We start from the raw sequence: 14,046 nt of genomic DNA, 5'->3' as shown, positions 1-14,046 counted from the left end.
GCGACGGTGTGTGTGAATGGTATAAGGATAAGCCCCCCATAAAGTGTATAAAATCTATTGAGCACTTCCTCTTTACGCTTCATAAAAGAGCAAGAGAGCATGGTCACACACTTTTCCAGCTCGTGGGTGTTGCCCGGTTCTTAGCGCTTAAAATGATTTAAGAGGCATGCCTTTCTTGTCCAGTTTCCCCTACAGCCAACCTACTTATGATGTGTGCAAGCAAGAGGTTTTGATTGATTCGTCTTTGGTTAATTCGACAGGAACAGATTTAAAATGAGAGAATTTTATGATATTTAAAATTCGCACTTAAATTGAAAAACGCACTATCATCATTATAAACCAAAGCATTATCGTTTTTCCAATATGATGCGCATAGAAATCTTATGATGCACATAGAAATCTATTGAGCGACTTTATTCTCCTTTTACAAGAAGAGTTCGCGATTTGTGTCCGCGCTTTAGAACTTGATGTTGCAACACTTTAATTTTTTTGATGAGGTGTTTTTAAGAACGAGGATGGGCTTTTTTATAAATTTCTAACAAATGGTCTGTATCGACATGGGTATAGGTTTGTGTGGTGGAAAGACTAGCGTGCCCAAGAAGTTCTTGAATTGTTCGCAAATCTCCCCCCCGTGATAAAAGATGGGTGGCAAAAGAATGACGTAGTGTATGGGGGGTGGCTGTTTCTGGTAACCCGAGACTTGCACGTAAATTGCGGACAGTTTTCTGAATAATAGCGGGCTGTAGGGGCCCCCCTCGCGCACCGCGAAATAGGGGTTGGTTATCTCTTAAAGGATATGGGCAACATTTGAGATAATTTTGGACAGCTTCGTAAACAATTTTGATGAGAGGAACGAGGCGTGTTTTTCCTCCTTTCCCTGTTATGAATAAACTTGTTTTTCCAGAATCAGAAAATTGTTCTGGTGTGAGGCTTAAGGCTTCTGATATTCGCATTCCACAGCCATAGAGAAGCATAAGGACAGCAGCATTACGCGCGTTAATCCAAGGTTCGTTTTCCAGCTGATTTTCTTGTTTAACGATGTGGAGGGCTGATTTTATCGCTAAAGGCTTTGGGAGTGATTTTGGATGTTTGGGGCTTTTGATCAATTGAGCAGCGGGAACATTGACAATTCCTTCGCGGGATAGGTATTTGAAAAAAGAACGAATGCCTGCTACTCCACGGCTTAAAGAGCGAGCACTGATATTGTTTGTACGCCGATAAGCAAGATAAGCACGCAGGTCACTGACACGTAAATGAGCAAGATCTGTGAAAGTTGGTGCTTGGCTTAAGTGTTGACAGAGAAAAGATAAAAATTGCCGCGTATCACGTTCATAGGCTTGCGCTGTTTGTGCGGACATACGACGTGTTTTTACAAGACTCTCTAACCAGCTTTTCCTTGCAGTTAAAACCGCAGGGTCTGCTGGAATGAGAGGACTATTTTCATCTTTTCTCTTGTCGTTTTTTATAGGCATTATCTAGTTGAGGGTTTCTTTCTTTTTAGGTTGTTCAACGTCAGAATGATCATTCTTATTTTCGAGCTTTTTCTCATGATTGATAAGTTGCTTTTCACCTTTAAGAGAGAGTATTTTTAAAAGATTATGCGTCGACATTAAATGGGCAAAAATTAGCCCTAAAAAGCCATTTTTATGCAGTTTGGCAAGTTGGCTTGCTGAGAGTTTATTCAGTTTTTCTTCATCAACAACCCAAAAATTTTCTAATTGTGCTGAGAGACCCTGATCGTTTTTCACATTGATTGATTTTTGACTGAGAAGATCCATTTCCACAAGGGCATCAATAAATTCAGAGGTTTTCTCCATAGCGATTTTAAAACTTTCAAGAAAACGAATACGTTCTTCCATAAAAGGAGAAATAGAGCCATCGGAATTAAAAAGTTCTGTTCCTGCAACTTCATTAAACATCCCTGACTGTTGATCAAAGCAAACAGAAAGTTCTTTTTCATTGCTAATTTGTGCTAAAACAAAAGGATAGCGACGGACAAAAGCTGGAACATAAGTATTGGTTTTCCAACTTTTATCAGAGGCGATATAGTCATTTTCGTCGTTAGAAAGACCAACAAGAGCGGCGGATGTATAGTGCCGTTTTTTTTGTTCATCTTCAGCGCACATAAACAAAATAGGATAGTCTAGGGCTGCTTGAAAATATTCAGTACTTGCTAAAGGAACCCAGTGCGTATTTTTGGCAAAAGACATATCACTTGGTGGCGCAAATTTTAGATTTTTATGGGAAACTTTATTGATTGGCGTGATATCTTTGTAAAATAGCATAATATTTGCCATAAGACTTTCTCCTTTGTAATTTGTTTTTGTTACCAAGAAAGGTCTTTTGGAAAGATTGTCTCATATGGCAACAAGATTGAATAGAAATGATTAAGATTGAGGGTTCACTTTTGAGAGATAATGTTTTTGTATGAAGTATAATAAAGAAAAGCTTAAAAATAAAGTCTATCTTGCCATTATTGGTATGCCTCATGGTATAAAAGGAGATGTTTTTGTTAAAATTTTAAGTGCTGAGCCACAGCGTTTCAAATCTTACGGGACTCTTTATGATGATATGGGGCGTTCTTATGAAATTGTAACTCTTCGCACACAAAAAAATAACGCGATTGTCCGTTTTAAAGGGGTAGAAAATCGTGATGCTGCTGAGTCTTTAAAAGGGATTCATCTTTATGTGATGCGTGATCAATTGATTGATGATTTAGAGGATGATGAGTTTTATCAAGTTGATTTAATAGGGTTGTGTGTTCAAGAATATGGGGGGAAAATCTTAGGCGAAGTGTGTGGTTTTTATAATTTTGGAGCTGGTGATTTGCTTGAAATACGTTTGAATATAGGTAAAAGAGTACTTATTCCTTTTAGTAAGGTGGCGGTACCAGAAATTTGTATGGATTCTGGTTTTCTTATTGTTGATCCCATGGCGGCTGGCCTGAGCAGTGAGAGAGAAAATGATCAGTAACGAAATGGCTTGAATCTAAGAAAATAAAGATGAGAGTAAAAAATAATTGGCGAATTTTGTCAATAAAAAGTGAAAAGTATGCAAAGATTAAGAGAATACTTTTGAGCAGATATTGTAAGCATTTTATCTTGAAATATTTCTGAATTTTTAGAGTCTTTTTTGAAAGTTTAAGTATGAAAAGGACCCTATTGAATAGGTCGCAGGTTAAGAAGATTCCAATTAACGCTATAGCGTTATATGGAATTGGTTTGTGCTATTTTTGCTAAAAGTCTGTTTAAGAAAATGAGGATGAAAAAATAAAAATGAAGTTTCAGGCGCGCGTTTTAACTCTTTATCCTGAAATGTTTCCTGGTTTTTTAGGGTATTCTTTAGCAGGGCAAGCTTTAGAACGCGGAATTTGGTCTCTGGAGACAGTGCAGATTAGAGATTTTGCTTTGGATAAACACCATAGCGTTGATGATACACCCGCTGGTGGGGGGGCTGGTATGGTGATGCGGGCGGATGTATTAGCAGCTGCGCTTGATCATTGTCCACAGGATTCGCCAAGATTATTGATGAGTCCACGTGGGCGCCCTTTTGATCAAGCTTATGCGCGTCGTTTGGCTGGTGATTCGGGCGTAACATTGGTTTGTGGACGGTTTGAAGGCGTTGATGAGCGAGTTATAGAAGCACGGGAATTAGAAGAAGTTTCTATTGGTGATTATATTCTTTCAGGCGGTGAAACTGCCGCACTGGTTATCTTAGATGCTATTATCCGTCTTCTCCCTGGCGTGATGGGAAATAAAGCTTCTGCAAAGTGTGAAAGTTTTGAAAATGGTTTGCTGGAACATCCCCAATACACGCGCCCTTCTCTTTTCGAAGGACGAGAGATTCCGCCCGTGTTAACCTCAGGTCATCATAAGGCGATTGCAGATTGGCGTCAAAGCCAAGCCGAATTGTTAACACGTCAACGCCGCCCTGATCTTTATGCGCGTTATGATAAAAATCGTCAGAAAACTTGATTCATAGGATAAGGTGGTGTATTGCATGGCTCTCTTTTTGAGAGAATTTTGAATAAAAGGTTTTCTATAGTTCCAAAAGTAAAATGAAGGAATGGTGTATTCGCTCCTGTAATAAGGCATAGCCTAAAGAGCATCTTTTCGTAGAACAAGGCTTTTTGGGTAAGAGTTGAGCGCTCTGACTGTTCGATAAAGAACATGAAGGATAAAAAAATGAATATTATCGCACAGCTTGAAGCTGAACAATGTGCAAAAATTGAAGAAAAACGTCAATTTCCAGCCTTTAAACCAGGAGATACAGTCCGTGTTATGGTGCGTGTGACGGAAGGTACGCGGACACGTGTTCAGGCTTATGAAGGGGTTTGTATTGCGCGTTCAGGCGGCGGGTTGAATGAGACTTTTACAGTCCGCAAGATTTCTTATGGCGAAGGAGTGGAACGGGTATTTCCTGTTTATTCTCCTTTGATTGAAGCTGTTGAGCTGGTGCGTCGTGGTAAAGTGCGTCGGGCAAAACTCTATTATCTTCGTGGTTTGAGAGGTAAAGCTGCCCGTATTGCTGAAAAGAGAGATTATCGAAAAAAAGATGAAAAGGGTGTTGAGAAAGTAGTAACACCCCCCGTAAGTACAGATGTTGAAACGCACGTTGCTGAGTAAAAATTATATCGGTTAAACTTTATGCAAAAGCGGCTTTTATGCCGCTTCTTTGTGTCTTTTATGATTCGCTTTGTCATTTAAAAGGCTTGTAAAAGGCTGGGAGGGGACATAAAAATGTTTAACCTATCCAAATTTTGTCTCTTTTTTATTCTTACATAAATGGGTGAAGTGCAGGGTATCATTGCACATGTCGTGGATACTCAAACGGAGTAAGTATAGTTTGAAAAATGTCTGTTTATATTTGATAAAAGATGTTAGGCCTTTGACGTTAAGATAAAAGTGTATTAGATTAAGGCAAGTTTTGCGGATCATATCCGTGGAGTAATCGGTTCTTTTTATGCGTGACCTTTAATCCGTTATTTGAGACAACCGACCTGTAATCGGTATCTTGAGATGCCAAACAAGTAAAAACGAGAGAGTATATTTGGTCATTTTGTGTGAACCTTCTCGTTCATTGCGGTTGCAAAAACCAGGTCAGGATATTTTATGACAGAGACAACTAGGATAAAAGAGCGCCCTCGTTCCCCTCATATCAGTATTTATCGTTGGACAATTACTATGGCCATGTCTATTGCACACCGCATTACGGGTATGGCCCTTTATGTTGGAACGGTTTTTTTTGCTGTTTGGTTAATTGCTATTGCCTGTGGCGAGGAGGCATTTAGAACAGTTCACGACATTTATAGTTCTTGGTTTGGATTGTGTATTTTGTTTCTTTATACTTTGGCAGGAGTTCATCATATGGTTGGGGGACTTCGCCACATTGTGTGGGATCTGAAGCCTTGCCTTTTAGAAAAAGAAAAGGCAACAGTTACTGCTTGGGCAACAGTGTTTATTTCTCTTATTGTTACTTTTGCAATTTGGATTATTGGATATACCGTTGTGTAGCTGGGGGTGAAAAGAGCCATGAAAAAAGATTTTCGAACGGAACTTGGAAAAGTACGGGGGCGGGGGAGTGCGCATGAAGGAACAGAGCATTTTTGGCGAGAACGTTTGACAGGGTTTATCAATCTACCGCTTTTAATCTTTTTGATTGTTCTTATTCTTTCGCTTGTGGGCAAGGACTATAGTGTTGTGCGTGCAAGGCTTGCACATCCTATTGTTGCTATTTTGATGGGATTGATGACTCTTTCAGTTCTTTATCACATGAAACTTACTATGCAGGTGGTGATTGAAGATTATATTCCACGCGAAGGTTTCCGGTTATTCTTTTTAACATTAAATATTTTATTTTGTTTTTTCATGGGCGGTGTCATTATTTTTTCTCTTTTAAAAATTGCATTAGGGGGTTAAACAAATATGGCGGGTACAAGATCATCTTTGGGCGCTAAAGCAGGTAACGCCCCTTATCACACTGTAGATCATAAATTTGATGTTGTTGTTGTTGGGGCAGGTGGTGCAGGATTACGTGCAACACTGGGTATGGCAGAACAAGGATTAAAAACAGCTTGTATCACGAAGGTTTTTCCAACGCGCTCACACACGGTTGCAGCACAAGGGGGAATTGCCGCATCGCTTTCAAATATGGGACCTGACAATTGGCAGTGGCATTTATATGATACCGTGAAAGGCTCTGATTGGTTGGGTGATACCGATGCAATGGAATATTTGGTGCGTAATGCCCCTGCTGCTGTATATGAATTAGAACATTATGGCGTTCCTTTTTCCCGAACGCAAGAAGGCAAAATTTATCAACGTCCCTTTGGTGGACATACGACACAATTTGGTGAGGGGCCACCTGTTCAACGGACTTGTGCTGCAGCAGATCGTACAGGCCATGCCATTTTGCATACGCTTTATGGACAAAGCTTAAAACATAATGCGCAATTTTTTATTGAATATTTTGCACTCGATCTTATCATGACCGATGGGGTTTGTACCGGGGTTGTGGCGTGGAATCTCGATGATGGTACAATACACCGTTTTTCTGCTAAGATGGTTGTTCTTGCAACTGGTGGTTATGGACGTGCTTATTTTTCTGCAACATCGGCGCATACCTGTACGGGTGATGGGGGTGGAATGATCACACGGGCTGGATTACCCCTTCAGGATATGGAATTTGTGCAATTCCATCCTACAGGCATTTATGGTTCTGGTTGTCTCATTACAGAGGGTGCTCGTGGGGAAGGGGGCTATTTAATCAATTCTGAAGGTGAACGCTTTATGGAGCGCTATGCGCCTTCCTTTAAGGATTTAGCTTCACGCGATTTGGTTTCACGTTGTATCACGCTGGAAATTCGTGAAGGGCGTGGCGTTGGACCTAAGAAGGATCATATTCATTTGGTTCTCAATCATATTGATCCTGCAATCTTACACGAGCGTTTACCAGGGATTTCTGAATCCGCCCGAATCTTTGCAGGGGTGGATGTCACAAAAGAACCGATCCCCATCTTGCCAACGGTTCATTATAATATGGGCGGGATTCCTACCAACTACTACGGAGAAGTTCTCAATCCAACAGCTGATTCGCCTGATCGTATTCAACCAGGGCTAATGGCAGTGGGTGAAGCGGGATGCGCTTCTGTTCATGGTGCTAACCGCTTGGGATCAAATTCATTGATTGATCTTGTGGTGTTTGGGCGTGCTGCTGCTATTCGTGCGGGTGAAGTGATTGATCGAAACGCTGAAGTTCCACCTTTGAATGAAGAAGCGGTTGACGAAATTATGGCGCGTTTTGATCGTTTGCGTTTTGCACAAGGAGCCATACCAACAGCTCTATTGCGTGAAAAAATGCAACGCACCATGCAAGAAGATGCAGCAGTCTTCCGTACAGAAGATTCTTTGCAACAGGGATGCCAACGGATGAATAAAATCTGGGAGGAATTGTCTGACCTTAAAGTCACAGATCGTTCCATGATATGGAATTCTGATTTGGTTGAAACATTAGAGCTTCAAAATCTCATGGCAAATGCTATCATGACGGTTCATTCTGCGGCAGCACGTTTAGAAAGCCGTGGCGCTCACGCCCGTGAAGATTATCCAGAGCGTGATGATAAAAATTGGCGAAAACATACGCTTTCACATTTGTCAAAAGAAGGTAAGGTGACGTTATCATATCGACCTGTCCATGTGGACCCATTAACATCTGAAGCTGATGGAGGAATCGATTTAAAGCGCATTGCACCTAAAAAACGAGTCTATTAAGGGGAGAATGAAATATGGTACAAATTAAGCTTCCCAAAAATTCTCAAGTAAAACCAGGAAAGGTTTGGCCTAAACCTGAAGGTGCGACAAAACTGACAGAATTTCACGTGTATCGTTGGTCGCCTGATGATGAGGAAAATCCCCATCTGGATACCTATTATGTGGATCGTTCTGCTTGTGGTCCTATGATTCTTGATGGGCTTTTGTTCATTAAAAACCATATTGACCCGACTTTGACACTGCGTCGATCTTGCCGTGAAGGCATCTGTGGTTCCTGTGCGATGAATATTGATGGAACCAATACATTAGCTTGTACAAAAGGTATGGATGATGTAAAGCATCCCATTAAGGTCTATCCTTTGCCTTCCATGCCAGTCGTGAAAGATTTGGTTCCTGATTTAAAGCGCTTTTATGCTCAACACAGAGTCATTGAACCTTGGTTGCAAACAGTTTCTCCTGAACCTGCAAAAGAGTGGTTACAAAGTCACTCCGATCGCCAAAAAATTGATGGTCTTTATGAATGTATTTTGTGCGCCTGTTGCCAAACATCATGTCCAAGTTATTGGTGGAATGGTGATCGTTATTTGGGGCCCGCTGTTTTGCTCCAAGCTTATCGTTGGATTGCCGATTCACGTGATGAGATGTGTGGTGAACGTCTAGATAATTTAGAAGATCCTTTCCGCCTTTATCGCTGTCATACGATTATGAATTGTGCACAAACTTGTCCAAAGGGATTAAATCCAGCAAAAGCGATTGCTGAAATTAAAAAACTCATGGTTGAACGCCGCCTTTAAAAAATAACGCCTTCATGAAAGAAAAGGTTAAGGTTAGAAATAGTATGTACCTTTAGAGATTTGATCTCTAAGAGCCCATTGGCTTCCATAAGATGATCAACATAATTATTATTGCTTAAAAAAACATTAGTCTTGTGGGTAAAATAAACACTTAAAACAGCATGTTATGTAAAAATAATATCCTGTGTGTTTTTATTTTCATTAAATCTGTATCAAAATTCTCATTTTAATGTATGATTCACTTAATCGTTTTTTATAAAAAAGCTTATCTTACAATAGGGCAAAAAGACACAGAATAATACAAACATTATAACGCATGTAAATCATTCAAATGAAATAAAAAGGAATGACGATAGTTCGTAATTTTACGATACGTTTGTTATATATCGAAAATACTGCTGATATGCAGTGATTGAGGGCTTTTGATATCATCATCCCATATATTTAAAGGTCATATTTTGTTTTAGGCATTCGATTGTTAAGTACATTAAAAAACAAAATTTATAGTTTTCAAAATCGGAGAGCATGAAATCACTCTCTATTATTCTGATAGATTATATAATTAAGTGGGAGTTGTTTAAAACTGTTATAAAGTCAAACGATTTGAATTTATTAGAGAGCCCAAAAGGCTTTTGAGGAAAGATCAAATTTATATAAGTTTAATCCTTATTTTTCAGTATAAAATACATTTCTTAATATAAAAGAGAGCTCTACAATTATTAATGATATGATCCGTTATTCTTTGTGTATTTATTTGATTGTGCTGTAAAATACCGTCATTTGCAATGTAGTGCTTAAAGTGGTTAAAAGTTTACCCCGCTAGGCAAAGAGACAGAGAGTTAAAGATCAGTTTGGGTTGAGAAGTTTAATCTTTTGGGCTGGGGATATGAGTCTCACGTGATATGGTTAGCAAAGCTTTCTTTAGAGAAATTTGATTGTTTACAAGCTGGTATAGGATAAGAAACTTTCTTCTTCCAAGCAGGATCGATATGTCACTATACTTTTTATTCCTGAATGACATGTGATTTATAGATGCTCAATCAGAATGAGACTATAACTTATATTGGATTCTCTGTATATGGAGATTGTTTGATTAAAAAACGTATTTATTGATCGCTTAAAATAAGCTTTTGTCTTGATCATGATAATTATTGATGATTATCGGTATCTCTTTCATGAAGTTCTTATTGATAGGCGAATCAAAATTTATTTTTTTTCTTTTGCATCAAATATATCTTTTCAAAAGATAAATAGAGAGAATGATCAAAGATAAAAGAATAAAACCTCATATGCGATTTTGTTTTCTATTCACTTGTTTCTTCTGTTCATGAAGAGTGTAGAAAATACATTGGAGAAGCAAAGAGAAGAGCGATATTCAATAAAAAGCCGTAAATTGGTTACGGCTTTTTTTTTATTTGTGTGCTCTTATCGAGAATGCAAGACTCTTTTAAGTGATTTTTGATTTAGCAAAAATCGGGTCATAAAAAACTTCAGAAAGTTTTCTATCTTTAAAGAACAACACGACATCAACTGTTGTGTAAAGAACGAGCTTGATCATTTCTATCTCGAGTTGGCGACCAACTTCTGATCTTTTAATCAAGGTGGCACATCGCTCAAATGTTTGTAAAGCACTGTTGGCATGTGTCGTTGTAATCGATCCAGGATGACCTGTGTTGAGTGAATTGAGATATTCCCATGCCTCATTGCCTCGTAATTCAGCAAGAAAAATTCTGTCAGGCGATTGACGCATACATGCATCTAGACATTCTTCCGCTGAAACACGACCCACATTGTTACCATAAATCATATTTACGTGATTAGGGTGATTGGGTAGAAAAAGCTCATGAACATCTTCAATCGTGATAATACGCTCTTCTACAGGAACTTTTTCAATGAGTGAGCGGGCAAATGTTGTTTTACCCGATCCTGTCTTGCCTGCAATGATAATGTTGCGTTTGTGGAGGACACATTCTTCTAAAAATTCAAGAATTTTTCCTTCACGTTTATGTTGTAAGAGCTGAACTTCAAATGGTTCCAACCGTGTGAAGTCCTGCTTCGATAACAAGTTATTGGCTTCTTTTGCTGAAGGCTTATTAAAACTTACATCGGAAAAATCATCAAATGTCCCTTCTTCTTTAAGTTCTTCTAACGTTTTAACTATGAGAGAATGTTTACGAATCACAAAGGAAAGAGCACCATCAACGACAGCGGGCGCTTGGATAATTGTACCACGTTGTCCACCAGGCAAGAGCACGTAATTAATACTTCTGGGAGCCATTCCGTTATAAACGATAATCGCTGTAATAAGCGTTTGCAAAAAAGCTGTTGTTAACTCAGGTACGCTATGGACCTGCCACCCGTTGAAACTTTTTGTCCATAATTCACAGGGGCGGCAGATCGATAATTCAGTGATCTTCGGATCTTCTAAGAAACGATCAAGCGGTTGCAAAAGCTGAGAAACTGCTTGATCTTTTTGTATCGGGTTAACGTGTGACGAGACTGTAGACATCGCTGAAATCCAGATCACGAGCAACAAAAATATTCACTCGTTCGCCTTGGTGTTTGTAAAGAGTTGGTGTTATATTGATCGAATTTTGAATAACATCGTTTACTATAAGTTCAGCATTATGAGCTCCTTGTGGCTGTGTTTTTTCTTTATCCTCTTTGCTACTTTTATTGATTTTACCTCTCACCCACTCTCCTAAGTCACCGATGATACTCACCATAATTGCGCCACCAAATCGCTCCCAAAAGTGTCTATCAACCCAGCCACCCATACCTGCTTCACCAAGAGGACCTGTACCAGGTGAGTCAAGATTGACAATAACTCCAGAAGGCGTTTCAATGCGTAACCATTGCACAAACACACGTGTTTGCCCTTGCTGTAAGCCACTTTGGTAAAAACCAACGACTTTAGAACCACGATCGAGCAAAACAACACGACCGCTTGTAGAATAAATATCCCGTGTTAAATGACATGTCGTCATTCCTGGTTGTGACGTGATGATTTTTGTTTCCAATGTACAGTCTATTTGCGTTCCTTGTGTAATTAAGAGATCACGGTTACGGAGTTGCGCTGCATGTGATTGCCCTAAACGTACAGGTTGGAGATTTAATGCACTACTGTCATCATTCGATGTTTTATTTGTCTCCGTAGATCCTTCGCTCCCACCATTGTTAAGACTAGAACTAAGCATACGTCTGCGCGCTAATTCTTCGGAATCCTGAAGCATATGTGGAGGAACAGTTGTTTGAAGAAGTTTAGCTAAGGCTGGTGAAATATCTAGGCTTGAATCTTCTGGTTTTGTTAAGTTTTCTGATTCTTCTACAAGCTTTGGCTCTTCTATAACCCGCGGGGTATAGCTTGGTATAATTTGCTGTACCGTTTGTTGCGGTTTTTCTTCCTCAATTTCTACGGTATTACGCATTTTAAAAGCTTTCCAAGTCAAAGCAATTGGTACCGCTACGATGACAATAAGTCCTACGATTAATAATACACGGGTACCTGGAATTGTCGGACGATGATCTGAACCTAGTTCGGAGCTCCCATAGTCATCTTCAATATGTTTTTGCTCTATATTGTCCAGTTTTCTACCTTTTTCATCTCCTTCCTTATTGTCAAACATTATTTTCCTCCTTTATTGATACGATAAACCACCGAAGATACTGTTCCAGTTGTGTTTGGTATACCATGGGGGTCATAGGCTTCGTTAAAAACAGCTAGAGCACGTTTACCAAGTCGTATGAGCCATTTAGGATTTACTTTATGAACGGCGATAATATCATTAGAACTGCCGATGACGGTGCGTGGAATTAAGCTTTCATTCCCTTCAGCATCTACGACATAAATTGATGGCATATCCATGTTAGCGGGAAACTTGAAGTAAGTAATACGCCCATTGTCCCAAGCATTGATGGGAGCAATATCTTGATGACCGCTCATGGTGTAACTGAGATTATAACCCTTCACGCTTTGGTGAAAACCACGTTCAATGGCAAGGCGTCGGTTGTTTTCTTCTGACTTTTCATCGGTTGAATCGGGATAATGGAAAGCTAATTCATAGGTTGACCCCGCACGGTCATTTCGAAATTGCAGTCGGAATTTGTAACTCCGTTTGTCCGTTACGACGATGAGATTGGTATTGGCAAGTTCTGCTTTTGGTTTAATAAAAATATGCCGCCCTTTATGCGCAAAAGCATAGGCTTCTGAATCGCCAAAGGCATGAGTAATATACTGTTCACCTTCTTCAAGAATAATATGTGTTGCTACTCCCAGAACTGTTTCAATTTGAACCACATCGGCTTCGTTATATGTTATATAGCGAATGCGGTGATCATATTGTGAATTTGATGGACTTTTGAGTGCCTGAACAGATCCTGTATAAAGAGAAGAAAACGAAGACAATAGAACAACAAATGCGAGTTTTTTCATAACAATCAATTCCTTAATCATTCAACAGTATTTCCGGGTCAGAACGGTAACTTGTTACTTGAAAACCAAGAGGGTTAAGCAATCGATCAGATGATTTCATGGGGGCACCGACATAGGTGTAACCAATTGTTGCAATCTGGTGTTGTTTTGGTCCATTAGCAGCACCGCTGCTGTCAAGCTGTTGAGTCGTAAAACGTACAGTTGCTTGACCGAGTCCATTGGGCTGGATTGATCGCACTTTAACTGTGATACGTGCTTTGTTGGAAAGCACTTTATCCCGTGCATTTTCTCCATCATAGATTTTATAATATTCTTGCTGAACAGAAGCTGCACTTAAAAGAGCTGTTGTGTCATAGTTCAGTTGAATGGTATCGTAGTCATAAGTTTCACGGTTAAGTACATATTGGTTGAGCCAATATCTGTCTACAACTTCACCATAGCTTTCTTCGTGCTCACGCATAATTGAGATAACATCAACAGCACCTGTTGTGTTATCAACACGTAACACTAAAGGTGTAGGGGCTGGTTGGGAAAATCCAATGACGCCACATATCATACCGAATAAGCCAAAAAGACCAACAGCACTCGCTACACGCCACGCCGTTCTGCGTGACCTTATAAATTCGTTTATGAGATCTCGTTCTAGGCCACGACTTTCTTCGTAATAACTGCTAAGTTGTTCGGCTTTCACTGGTTTTGCTTGTTTTGTTTTCATCTGTCTCCTCGCTTAATTTCGGCAGGGATTGTTTTATTAATAGGCACACGGTTCCTATCATTGGGTTGTTTGAGCTTTGGTGCTAAAGCACAAGCCGATAAAATGTTTGCAATCAAAATTACAAGAATGATATTTTTCATTTTAATATGACTCTTTTTACTGTCAGATGCATCCTAACATTTATTATCATTATTTCCATTTTGAATGTAAAGTAAAGCATATAATTTGCGATAATTTATCTTTTCTTAATTTCGTATTTTAATTGACGAAAATAATTCAGTTTTAGTGCAAATATTTTTCATTGTAGGCTTGGCTATTTTAGTTATTTTGTCCTAT

General features: G+C 39.3%; 14 protein-coding genes. 7 read left to right on the top strand and 7 right to left on the bottom strand.

Annotated elements, in window-relative coordinates:
* Nucleotides 1–503: 503 nt before the first annotated feature.
* Both D1093_RS00925 and D1093_RS00920 read right to left on the bottom strand, forming a co-directional pair.
* Nucleotides 504–1,472 (bottom strand): tyrosine recombinase XerC, encoded by a 969-nt coding sequence (locus D1093_RS00925; RefSeq protein ID WP_120100021.1) that lies wholly within the window; start codon nucleotides 1,470–1,472, stop codon nucleotides 504–506.
* Between the two features lie 3 nt (nucleotides 1,473–1,475).
* Nucleotides 1,476–2,297 (bottom strand): SapC family protein, encoded by an 822-nt coding sequence (locus D1093_RS00920; protein WP_120100019.1) that lies wholly within the window; start codon nucleotides 2,295–2,297, stop codon nucleotides 1,476–1,478.
* A 130-nt stretch (nucleotides 2,298–2,427) separates the two neighbouring features.
* Here D1093_RS00920 and rimM point away from each other — a divergent pair, with 130 nt between their 5' ends.
* The 7 genes from rimM to D1093_RS00885 all read left to right on the top strand — a co-directional run bounded on the left by rimM (nucleotide 2,428) and on the right by D1093_RS00885 (nucleotide 8,563).
* On the top strand, nucleotides 2,428–2,973 hold the full coding sequence (gene rimM, locus D1093_RS00915; protein ID WP_120100018.1) for a ribosome maturation factor RimM: 546 nt from the start codon (nucleotides 2,428–2,430) through the stop codon (nucleotides 2,971–2,973).
* 302 nt (nucleotides 2,974–3,275) lie between these two features.
* The gene (gene trmD, locus D1093_RS00910) at nucleotides 3,276–3,974 is read left to right on the top strand and encodes a tRNA (guanosine(37)-N1)-methyltransferase TrmD (protein WP_120100016.1); all 699 of its coding nucleotides are present in this window, start codon (nucleotides 3,276–3,278) and stop codon (nucleotides 3,972–3,974) included.
* A 210-nt stretch (nucleotides 3,975–4,184) separates the two neighbouring features.
* Entirely contained in the window at nucleotides 4,185–4,625 is a 441-nt protein-coding gene (rplS, locus tag D1093_RS00905) for a 50S ribosomal protein L19 (protein ID WP_120100014.1), read from the top strand.
* A gap of 486 nt (nucleotides 4,626–5,111) precedes the next feature.
* Complete coding sequence (sdhC, locus tag D1093_RS00900; protein WP_120100012.1) at nucleotides 5,112–5,513, top strand: succinate dehydrogenase, cytochrome b556 subunit; 402 nt, start codon at nucleotides 5,112–5,114, stop codon at nucleotides 5,511–5,513.
* Nucleotides 5,514–5,531: 18 nt separating this feature from the next.
* Nucleotides 5,532–5,918 (top strand): succinate dehydrogenase, hydrophobic membrane anchor protein, encoded by a 387-nt coding sequence (gene sdhD, locus D1093_RS00895; protein WP_120100010.1) that lies wholly within the window; start codon nucleotides 5,532–5,534, stop codon nucleotides 5,916–5,918.
* A 6-nt stretch (nucleotides 5,919–5,924) separates the two neighbouring features.
* On the top strand, nucleotides 5,925–7,769 hold the full coding sequence (sdhA, locus tag D1093_RS00890; protein ID WP_120100008.1) for a succinate dehydrogenase flavoprotein subunit: 1,845 nt from the start codon (nucleotides 5,925–5,927) through the stop codon (nucleotides 7,767–7,769).
* Nucleotides 7,770–7,783: 14 nt separating this feature from the next.
* Nucleotides 7,784–8,563, top strand: coding sequence for a succinate dehydrogenase iron-sulfur subunit (locus D1093_RS00885; RefSeq protein ID WP_005774220.1), 780 nt, complete (start codon nucleotides 7,784–7,786; stop codon nucleotides 8,561–8,563).
* A 1,447-nt stretch (nucleotides 8,564–10,010) separates the two neighbouring features.
* Here D1093_RS00885 and virB11 read toward each other — a convergent pair.
* The 5 genes from virB11 to D1093_RS10060 are packed head-to-tail and all read right to left on the bottom strand — an operon-like array spanning nucleotide 10,011 to nucleotide 13,850.
* Nucleotides 10,011–11,072 (bottom strand): P-type DNA transfer ATPase VirB11, encoded by a 1,062-nt coding sequence (virB11, locus tag D1093_RS00880; protein ID WP_120100006.1) that lies wholly within the window; start codon nucleotides 11,070–11,072, stop codon nucleotides 10,011–10,013.
* Nucleotides 11,047–12,189, bottom strand: a complete 1,143-nt coding sequence (gene virB10, locus D1093_RS00875; protein WP_120100005.1) for a type IV secretion system protein VirB10 — start codon at nucleotides 12,187–12,189, stop codon at nucleotides 11,047–11,049. Before virB10 ends, virB11 begins: the two co-directional genes overlap by 26 nt.
* A complete protein-coding gene (gene virB9, locus D1093_RS00870; RefSeq protein WP_120100003.1) occupies nucleotides 12,189–12,995 on the bottom strand; it encodes a P-type conjugative transfer protein VirB9 in 807 nt (268 codons plus the stop codon). The genes virB10 and virB9 overlap by 1 nt, the downstream gene beginning before the upstream one ends.
* Nucleotides 12,996–13,008: 13 nt before the next feature.
* Entirely contained in the window at nucleotides 13,009–13,710 is a 702-nt protein-coding gene (locus tag D1093_RS00865) for a VirB8 family type IV secretion system protein (protein ID WP_120100002.1), read from the bottom strand.
* Entirely contained in the window at nucleotides 13,707–13,850 is a 144-nt protein-coding gene (locus D1093_RS10060) for a TrwH protein (protein ID WP_120100000.1), read from the bottom strand. Before D1093_RS10060 ends, D1093_RS00865 begins: the two co-directional genes overlap by 4 nt.
* Nucleotides 13,851–14,046: the final 196 nt, after the last annotated feature.

The sequence above is a fragment of the Bartonella kosoyi genome (assembly GCF_003606325.2).
Classification (GTDB): Bacteria; Pseudomonadota; Alphaproteobacteria; order Rhizobiales; family Rhizobiaceae; genus Bartonella; species Bartonella kosoyi.
This window is presented reverse-complemented; position numbering and strand designations above follow the sequence as displayed.

Bases quoted from the DNA above. Each gene is read 5' to 3' on its own strand.
- D1093_RS00925 (WP_120100021.1), bottom strand. From the start codon at position 1,472: ATGCCTATAAAAAACGACAAGAGAAAAGATGAAAATAGTCCTCTCATT.
- D1093_RS00920 (WP_120100019.1), bottom strand. From the start codon at position 2,297: ATGGCAAATATTATGCTATTTTACAAAGATATCACGCCAATCAATAAA.
- rimM (WP_120100018.1), top strand. From the start codon at position 2,428: ATGAAGTATAATAAAGAAAAGCTTAAAAATAAAGTCTATCTTGCCATT.
- trmD (WP_120100016.1), top strand. From the start codon at position 3,276: ATGAAGTTTCAGGCGCGCGTTTTAACTCTTTATCCTGAAATGTTTCCT.
- rplS (WP_120100014.1), top strand. From the start codon at position 4,185: ATGAATATTATCGCACAGCTTGAAGCTGAACAATGTGCAAAAATTGAA.
- sdhC (WP_120100012.1), top strand. From the start codon at position 5,112: ATGACAGAGACAACTAGGATAAAAGAGCGCCCTCGTTCCCCTCATATC.
- sdhD (WP_120100010.1), top strand. From the start codon at position 5,532: ATGAAAAAAGATTTTCGAACGGAACTTGGAAAAGTACGGGGGCGGGGG.
- sdhA (WP_120100008.1), top strand. From the start codon at position 5,925: ATGGCGGGTACAAGATCATCTTTGGGCGCTAAAGCAGGTAACGCCCCT.
- D1093_RS00885 (WP_005774220.1), top strand. From the start codon at position 7,784: ATGGTACAAATTAAGCTTCCCAAAAATTCTCAAGTAAAACCAGGAAAG.
- virB11 (WP_120100006.1), bottom strand. From the start codon at position 11,072: ATGTCTACAGTCTCGTCACACGTTAACCCGATACAAAAAGATCAAGCA.
- virB10 (WP_120100005.1), bottom strand. From the start codon at position 12,189: ATGTTTGACAATAAGGAAGGAGATGAAAAAGGTAGAAAACTGGACAAT.
- virB9 (WP_120100003.1), bottom strand. From the start codon at position 12,995: ATGAAAAAACTCGCATTTGTTGTTCTATTGTCTTCGTTTTCTTCTCTT.
- D1093_RS00865 (WP_120100002.1), bottom strand. From the start codon at position 13,710: ATGAAAACAAAACAAGCAAAACCAGTGAAAGCCGAACAACTTAGCAGT.
- D1093_RS10060 (WP_120100000.1), bottom strand. From the start codon at position 13,850: ATGAAAAATATCATTCTTGTAATTTTGATTGCAAACATTTTATCGGCT.